Source organism: Bradyrhizobium oropedii (assembly GCF_020889685.1).
Lineage (GTDB): Bacteria > Pseudomonadota > Alphaproteobacteria > Rhizobiales > Xanthobacteraceae > Bradyrhizobium > Bradyrhizobium oropedii.
This window is the reverse complement of record NZ_JACMYO010000293.1, coordinates 1-7,363: the sequence shown is the minus strand read 5'-3', so window position 1 is coordinate 7,363 and position 7,363 is coordinate 1. Positions and strand designations below refer to the sequence as shown.

Annotated in this window: 8 protein-coding genes; 4 read left to right on the top strand and 4 right to left on the bottom strand. The window is 63.7% G+C overall.

Going from position 1 to position 7,363, the window contains the following annotated elements:
• Together H8A95_RS40650 and H8A95_RS40645 are read left to right on the top strand one after the other, a co-directional pair.
• A partial coding sequence (locus H8A95_RS40650) for an FHIPEP family type III secretion protein (protein WP_229171650.1) occupies positions 1–1,062 on the top strand: 1,062 nt, incomplete at its 5' end.
• A gap of 384 nt (positions 1,063–1,446) precedes the next feature.
• Entirely contained in the window at positions 1,447–1,647 is a 201-nt protein-coding gene (locus tag H8A95_RS40645; RefSeq protein ID WP_229188127.1) for a hypothetical protein, read from the top strand.
• Positions 1,648–1,963: 316 nt separating this feature from the next.
• Here H8A95_RS40645 and H8A95_RS40640 read toward each other — a convergent pair whose 3' ends face one another.
• The 4 genes from H8A95_RS40640 to fliI form a co-directional block, all read right to left on the bottom strand.
• Positions 1,964–2,929, bottom strand: coding sequence for an anti-sigma factor (locus tag H8A95_RS40640; RefSeq protein ID WP_229188126.1), 966 nt, complete (start codon positions 2,927–2,929; stop codon positions 1,964–1,966).
• A 3-nt stretch (positions 2,930–2,932) separates the two neighbouring features.
• Complete coding sequence (locus H8A95_RS40635) at positions 2,933–3,478, bottom strand: sigma-70 family RNA polymerase sigma factor (protein WP_229188125.1); 546 nt, start codon at positions 3,476–3,478, stop codon at positions 2,933–2,935.
• A 202-nt stretch (positions 3,479–3,680) separates the two neighbouring features.
• The gene (gene fliJ, locus H8A95_RS40630; RefSeq protein ID WP_016848565.1) at positions 3,681–4,100 is read right to left on the bottom strand and encodes a flagellar export protein FliJ; all 420 of its coding nucleotides are present in this window, start codon (positions 4,098–4,100) and stop codon (positions 3,681–3,683) included.
• 105 nt (positions 4,101–4,205) lie between these two features.
• Complete coding sequence (gene fliI / locus H8A95_RS40625) at positions 4,206–5,531, bottom strand: flagellar protein export ATPase FliI (RefSeq protein ID WP_229188124.1); 1,326 nt, start codon at positions 5,529–5,531, stop codon at positions 4,206–4,208.
• A 367-nt stretch (positions 5,532–5,898) separates the two neighbouring features.
• On the opposite strand from fliI, the gene ctrA reads away from it, so the two are divergent.
• Both ctrA and H8A95_RS40615 read left to right on the top strand, forming a co-directional pair.
• Complete coding sequence (gene ctrA / locus H8A95_RS40620; RefSeq protein ID WP_016848562.1) at positions 5,899–6,600, top strand: response regulator transcription factor CtrA; 702 nt, start codon at positions 5,899–5,901, stop codon at positions 6,598–6,600.
• A 175-nt stretch (positions 6,601–6,775) separates the two neighbouring features.
• Entirely contained in the window at positions 6,776–7,180 is a 405-nt protein-coding gene (locus H8A95_RS40615) for a DUF350 domain-containing protein (protein ID WP_021081906.1), read from the top strand.
• Positions 7,181–7,363 lie beyond the last annotated feature (183 nt).

The following is a 7,363-nucleotide window of genomic DNA, read 5'->3' as shown; positions in this document are numbered from 1 at the left end:
GCGGCCGCCGCCGCTGCCGCCGCGGAAGAGCCGATCGCCGCCGCGCTGAAGATCGACGACCTCAAGATCGAGCTCGGCTACGCGCTGCTGCCGCTGGTCAACGGGCCTGACGGCACCGACCGCCTCACCGAGCAGATCAAGGCGCTGCGCCGCTCGCTCGCGATCGAGATGGGCTTTGTAATGCCGGCGGTGCGCATCCTCGACAATGTGCAGCTCGAGGCCAACAGCTACGTCATCAAGATCAAGGAAGTCGATGCCGGCACCGGCAAGATCTGGCCGAGCCAGTTCATGGTCATGGACCCCGCCGGCAACCAGGTGCAGCTGCCGGGCATCCACACCATCGAGCCGACCTTCGGCCTGCCTGCGACCTGGGTCGATGCCGGCCTGAAGGAAGAGGCGGCACTGAAGGGCTACACCGTGGTCGACGCCGCCACGGTGCTGTCGACGCACCTGACCGAGCTGCTCAAGACCAACATGGCGGACTTGCTGTCCTACGGCGAGGTGCAGAAGCTGCTGAAGGACCTGCCGAAGGAGCAAGGCGAGCTGATCAAGGACATCGTGCCGAGCCAAGTCACGGTGTCGGGCATCCAGCGCGTGCTGCAATTGCTGCTCGCCGAGCGGATTTCGATCCGCGACCTTTCCACCATCCTCGAGGGCATCGCCGACGCGCTGGCGTTCTCGCGCAACCCGGCCACCATGGTCGAGCATGTCCGGGCCCGGCTGGCGCGGCAGATCTGCGCCCAGAACACCTCGCCCAACGGCTATCTGCCGCTGATCGCGCTGTCGGCACGCTGGGAACAGGCGTTCGCCGAGTCGATCGTAGGCCAGGGCGACGACCGCAGCCTGGCGATGCAGCCCTCAAAGCTCTCGGAATTCATGACCGCCGTGCGCAACGCCTTCGAGCAGGCAGCGCGCGAAGGCGAGGCGCCGGTGCTGGTGACGTCGGCTGCGATCCGGCCGTTCGTTCGCTCACTGGTGGAACGGTTCCGCTCGCAGACCACCGTTTTGTCGCAGGCCGAGATCCATCCGCGGGCCCGGCTGAAGACCGTCGGCAGCGTCTAGGGCTTGTGATTTGGACGCGTTTTCTTCGCGCGAAGCGGCGTCCGCTTCGCTCGAAAACGCCGTAGCGGCCGCAAATCATTTGCGTTTTCGCCTGTGCTTTCTCGCCACAGGCAACTGATTTGTGTGGAACAGTCCGGAACGGCCCTATCTATGGTAATATGATCCGTCTTCCAGGCAAGCTACTGATATTACATCTAGTTAATGTGGACATTGGAAGCCGGAGACGGTTTTTGATCGCGGCCGATCACGTCTCATCACGCCCTTGTGATGCCCCCTAGGGAACGGAATCGGCAAATCCTACGTTGATGGGGCACGAGACATTGAACCGGGCAACAGACCAAACCGACAGATTTACTGAGAGCAGGAAGGCGGCAGGAGACTTCCATGAACCACTCGATCTACAGCGCTGATCGTACGACGCACCTGAAGATTGTGGTCGTGGCCTTGGTCGCGGGTATCCTGGTCGCTGGTTTCGGCATCTCGGCGCACAATTCGTCGGACGAAGGTTACACCCAGACGGCACGTGTGATGAAGGCCGGCAAGCCGGTCGCGATCACGAGCTCGGGCACCTCACTGGTCCGCTAACAGGAGAGTTTCACGAATTCACGTGGTGTTCTTTACAGCCCCCCAAAGTCGCTACGTGGATATTTAAGACCCCCAACTACCCCCAAGTTGACTATCGAAAACGCCCGCTCCCCACGGGCGTTTTCTTTTTGTGCGTGTGGTGGATCGAACTCGCTTGCTGAAACGCGCAGCCCCATCCACGTCATTGCGAGCGCAGCGAAGCAATCCATGTCCCCGCATGCGCGGAAGCATGGATTGCTTCGTCGCTCCGCTCCTCGCAATGACGGGGTCACCGCTTCCGACAGTCTCTGACGATGAGGTGCGCCGGCTATCGCGCCTACTTCGACGCGGGCGGCACGGTCTCGATCAGCTTGCCGGTGAAGATCGGCGCCGAGGTCGGCTGACCGTTCGGCGAACCGCCGGCCTGCTCGACCGTCACCGCGTAGGTGGCGCCGTTGATCACGTCGGGATCATAGCCCGACAGCACCGGGCGCGCGGTGAAATCATCAGCGCCGATCACGCCGAGCGAGCGCGGCTGCGGCAGCTTGTCGGAGATCAGCCAGAGCTCGAAACTCTTGCCGGGCTCGGACGCAGCGCCGACCTTGCGGACGGTGAAATTCTTGGTCGCGCCGTCGATGGTCATGATGAAGGCCGGTCCGCCATTCTGCCCTTGCAGCAGCGCGACATATTGCGCCGACGGCGTGAATGCCGGCGCCGGCGTCTTCACCTCCACGGTCTGGATGCGCGGCTTCGGCCGGATCGCATCCGGCAGCGCGTCGGGCTTGTAGATCTGCAGACCAAGCGTCACCAGCAGCGCGGCCGCGATCGCGGTCGCAGCCGACGCGATGCCGCGCCAGCGTTTCACACGGCTCGCAAGCGCGATCATGTTGGTGCTGTCGTCGACGCCAAAACGTGGCTGGACCGGCGGCCGCCGAATCTCGGCCGGCTGCGCGATCTCCGACGGCCGAGCAGGCTCCGGATCGAACGCCGAGCCGAACTCGGGATCGTCTGTGACCGGTGGCGGCGATGTCCTCGCGGCCGACGCATCGGGCAGCACCAGCGGCGCCTGCGGCGCACCGGCATGGCCGATCGCCGCCTTGATGTTCTCCCAGACCACCGGACGCGGCTCGACCAGGCCGACCATCTGGTTCAGCGGCCCGAGCCTGAACTCCCAGGCTTGCACGAGCGCAGCGAACTCGCTGTCGACGGCCATCATGGTCTCGACCTGCGTGCGCTCATCGGCATCGAGTGTACCGAGCGCATATTCCGCGGCGAGCGCGATATGGTCTTCGCTAGTGGCCATCAATCAGAGTCCAAGACACTCCCGGATATCCAACAGGCTGCGGCGCAGCCAGGTCTTCACCGTATTCACCGGCGTCTCGAACTTTGCGGCAAGCTGCTCGCGGCTCCAGCCGTTGTAATAGGCGAGCAGCACGAGCTTCTGACGATCCGGCTCCAAACGACCGACGCACTCCAGCAATCGCTTCAACTCTTCCGTCATTTCCCGTCGCGCCAGCGGATCGGGCGAGTCGGCGGCGACTTCCATTGCAGCCGGCTCTTCTTCCAGCGAGGCCTCGCCTCGCTTGCGCACGACATCGATGGCGCGGTTGCGCGCGATCGACGCCATCCACGTGATCGGGGAAGACAGGGCTGGGTTGAATTGCCCGGCGCTGTTCCAGATCTTGACGTAAGCCTCCTGAATCACCTCCTCAGCGAGGTCCTGTCGCCGCAAGATACGGAGCACGACGCCGAAGAGTTTCGCGCGGGTCGCGGCGTACAGCCGCTCAAAGGCGGCCTCATCCCCCTTGGCAACGGCGGCGATCAGCCAGACCAGCTCAGCCGGCGTCAGCATTTTGCGCCCTCCAAGCCTGCATCCCCCATCGCTTCATTGCCACCGCGCTGCCGATCATCTGGTCTGGACCGGTGGTAGCATATTTTGGGACACCGCGATCCGCCAAGAGCCCGACAAGTGACCGGGTTGTGGACAGCGCCCAACAAAAAGCCCGGGCGATCGGCCCGGGCTCGCAAATCTGGTCAGCGGAGGGAGCGAAGGTTCAGGCGATGACGCCGAGACGGGCCCGCATCAGGCCGATCGAATCCATGTCGGCTTGCTCGCGGGCGCTCTCCTCCGCGCGTTCGCGCGCCTGGTCGCGCTCGTCGAGCAGTTCGACCTTCTTCAATTCCTCGAACGCCTCCGACAGCAGCGCCTTGGCGTCGTCGAGCTGGGCGCGCAGCTCGTCGGCCGAGCGGGTCAGGTTTTCCCGGCGCTGGATCGCAGCCTTGGCATAGGTCGGATAGGCGAAGTGCGTGGGATCGTTGATCCCGGCGCGCTCCTGCTCGGTCTGGATCTCGCGCTCGAGTTCGACGGACATGCGCTGGAAATCGGCGATCATGCCTTCGATCTGGGTAACCCGGCGGCGCTTTTCATCGACCTGAAATTTCTTCAGGCGGATCAGCGTTTCACGTGACTTCATCGACTCATACTCCCCAGAAGTCCCAAATCTGAACGCGGGACAGAGCCGGCTCCCCGCTGGGCCCCGCCGGCATAGCTATGGTCCGGAGATGATGGCCTGACAAAGTTAGCGTTCCGTTTCCAAACTCGACAGGATTTGAGCGAGCTGCCGGTAGCCGTCGCCAAGGCTGGTCGCCTCGTCCTTGGCCTGGCGCAGGAAGCTTTCCAGCGGTTCATGCAGCCGGATCGCCTCGTCGACCTCGGGGCTGGAACCCGGCCGGTAGGCGCCGAGCCGGATCAATTCCTCCATGTCGGCATAGGTCGCCATCACCTGCCGCGCCTTGTTGATGAAGGGCAGGAAGTTGGGGTCGGCCGACTTCGGCATGGTGCGCGAGACCGACTTGAGGATATTGACCGCGGGATAGCGGCCGCGCTCGGCGATCGCCCGTTGCATCACGATATGGCCGTCGAGGATGCCGCGCACCGCGTCCGCGATCGGCTCATTGTGATCGTCGCCGTCGACCAGCACGGTGAAGATCGCGGTGATGGTGCCATTGCCGGTGCCCGGCCCTGCCCGCTCCAAGAGCTTCGGCAATTCGGTGAACACCGTCGGCGTATAGCCCTTGGCGGTCGGCGGCTCGCCGGCCGACAGACCGATCTCGCGCTGCGCCATCGCAAAGCGCGTCACCGAGTCCATCAGGCACAGCACGTCCTGGTCCTCGTCGCGGAAATACTCGGCGATGGCGAGCGTCAGATAGGCCGCCTGCCGCCGCATCAGCGCCGGCTCGTCCGAGGTCGCGACCACCACGACCGAGCGCGCCAACCCCTCCTCGCCGAGATCCTCCTGGAGGAATTCCTGCACCTCGCGGCCACGTTCGCCGATCAGCCCGATCACCGAGATCGCGGCATCGACGTTGCGCGCCAGCATCGACAGCAGCACCGACTTGCCGACACCGGAGCCGGCGAAGATGCCGAGCCGCTGGCCGCGGCAGCAGGTCAGGAAAGTATTAAGACCGCGCACGCCGAGATCGAGCGGCGGACCGACCCGCTTGCGCGAATGCGCCGGCGGCGGCGAGTTGCGGTAGGACATCGGCGATGCGCCCTGCGGCAGCGGCCCCTTGCCGTCGATCGGTTCGCCCATCGAGTTGACGACGCGGCCGAGCCAGGCCGGCGACGGCCGCACCTGGCTCGCTGCGTTGGCGATGACGGCACGGCAACCGCGCCTGACACCCTCGAGCCCGCCGAACGGCATCACCACCGCGTTCTCGCCGGAGAAGCCGATCACCTCGGCGGGGATGAAGCGGCCTGCGCCGACGTCGATCACGATCCGGGCGCCGACCGACATCGCGTGAATGGGGCCCGCGATCTCCACCATGAGCCCGCGGACGCCGACCACACGGCCATAAATATTGACGCCGTCGATGTCCCCGATCTGCTCCGCGAGCGCCTTCATTGCGAAAACCTTAAGTTTCCGCAATTTTGCGCCGGCCGCTTAACTTCGTGTTTACCCGCATCATTAATCATTGCGTCACTGTCTTTGGTGACTGAGGTCGCTCGCCCATCAGAAGAAGGGCGAGTCGCGAGAGTCGGTTAGGCCCGGCTCTTAATGTGGAAACTGAACGAGCGCGGTTAGGAAAAGCTTCTTCTACGCAATATCTTAGGGCGATTCGACAAAAATTGCACGGTTAGAGCTTGCGTCGAGGAATCAGTTTTTGTTAACCATATCTCGTCAGGATCCGAATCAGTTGTTCAAAGGCGTTTTGTGAGTGCCGCAAGTGCGGCCGACCTGACGCCCGGAGCGGCGACTATAGGGGACTGGCATGCGCGTTTTGCTGATTGAAGATGATAGCGCCGTCGCGCAGTCGATCGAATTGATGCTCAAATCCGAGAGTTTCAACGTCTACACGACGGATCTCGGTGAAGAAGGCGTCGATCTCGGCAAGCTTTACGACTACGACATCATCCTGCTCGACCTCAACCTGCCCGACATGTCCGGCTACGACGTGCTCAAGCAGCTCCGGGTTTCGAAGATCAAAACTCCGATTCTGATCCTCTCCGGCCTCGCCGGCATCGAGGACAAGGTCAAGGGTCTCGGCGTCGGCGCCGACGACTACATGACCAAACCCTTCCACAAGGACGAGTTGGTTGCCCGCATCCACGCGATCGTGCGCCGCTCCAAGGGTCACGCCCAGTCGGTCATCCAGACCGGCGATCTCGTGGTCAATCTCGACACCAAGACGGTCGAGGTCGGCGGCCAGCGCGTGCATCTGACCGGCAAGGAATACCAGATGCTGGAGCTGCTCTCGCTCCGCAAGGGCACCACGCTCACCAAGGAAATGTTCCTCAACCATCTCTACGGCGGCATGGATGAGCCGGAGCTGAAGATCATCGACGTCTTCATCTGCAAGCTCCGCAAGAAGCTCGCCAACGCCTCCGAGGGCCGCAATTTCATCGAGACCGTGTGGGGCCGCGGCTACGTGCTGCGCGAGCCGCACGAGGCCGACGAACGCATTCCCGCCTGACCTTCGGGACGGAGAGAGCCAAGGCTCACTCCTCCCGATCCGGCTGACGACTTCAACCCCGCCGCAAATGGCGGGGTTTTTGTTTGGGATTGAACCCCCACCCGGCATGCGCCGACCAACGGAACGTGCCATCCTCCGTCGCGCGAATCCCGACAAACTTCCGGACCGCCCCGACATGATCCTGCAATCCCTCGCCGGCCTGCCGGCGTTCCTGGTGTATTTCTGCACGGCGCTGATCGCCGTGGTCGCCTATCTGTTCGTCTATACGCGCGTCACGCCGCACGACGAATTCCAGCTGATCCGCGACAATGATCCGGCGGCGGCGATCGCGCTCGGCCTCAGCCTGCTCGGCTTCGTGCTGCCGGTGGTCAGCGCCATCGCCCACTCCGCCAATGTCATCGACTGCCTGATCTGGAGCATCATCGCGCTGATCGTGCAGATCATCGTCTATTACATCGTGAAGATCCCGGTGCCGAACCTGTCGGCGCGGATCGCCTCGGGCGAGATGGCGGCCGCGATCTGGCTCGGACTGTCCTCGCTGGCGGCGGGCGCGCTGAATGCGGCCTGCATGATCTACTGAGCCATTGAGCGAAGCCATGGCGCGCAAACCGAACCCGGAATTCGGCAAACGGCGACCGGTCGTCCCGGCGGTGCGGCCGCGGCCGGATTCGCCGTCCAAGCGCTCCAACCATGTCGCGCTGCTTGTCATGGGCACGCTCGCGGTCGGCGGCGGCGCCTACGCGCTGATGCCGCGGCAGAATTG

What these genes read in the sequence shown, in the direction of transcription:
- H8A95_RS40645 (WP_229188127.1), top strand. Translation starts at nt 1,447, where the DNA reads ATGAACCACTCGATCTACAGCGCTGATCGTACGACGCACCTGAAGATT.
- H8A95_RS40640 (WP_229188126.1), bottom strand. Translation starts at nt 2,929, where the DNA reads ATGGCCACTAGCGAAGACCATATCGCGCTCGCCGCGGAATATGCGCTC.
- H8A95_RS40635 (WP_229188125.1), bottom strand. Translation starts at nt 3,478, where the DNA reads ATGCTGACGCCGGCTGAGCTGGTCTGGCTGATCGCCGCCGTTGCCAAG.
- fliJ (WP_016848565.1), bottom strand. Translation starts at nt 4,100, where the DNA reads ATGAAGTCACGTGAAACGCTGATCCGCCTGAAGAAATTTCAGGTCGAT.
- fliI (WP_229188124.1), bottom strand. Translation starts at nt 5,531, where the DNA reads ATGAAGGCGCTCGCGGAGCAGATCGGGGACATCGACGGCGTCAATATT.
- ctrA (WP_016848562.1), top strand. Translation starts at nt 5,899, where the DNA reads ATGCGCGTTTTGCTGATTGAAGATGATAGCGCCGTCGCGCAGTCGATC.
- H8A95_RS40615 (WP_021081906.1), top strand. Translation starts at nt 6,776, where the DNA reads ATGATCCTGCAATCCCTCGCCGGCCTGCCGGCGTTCCTGGTGTATTTC.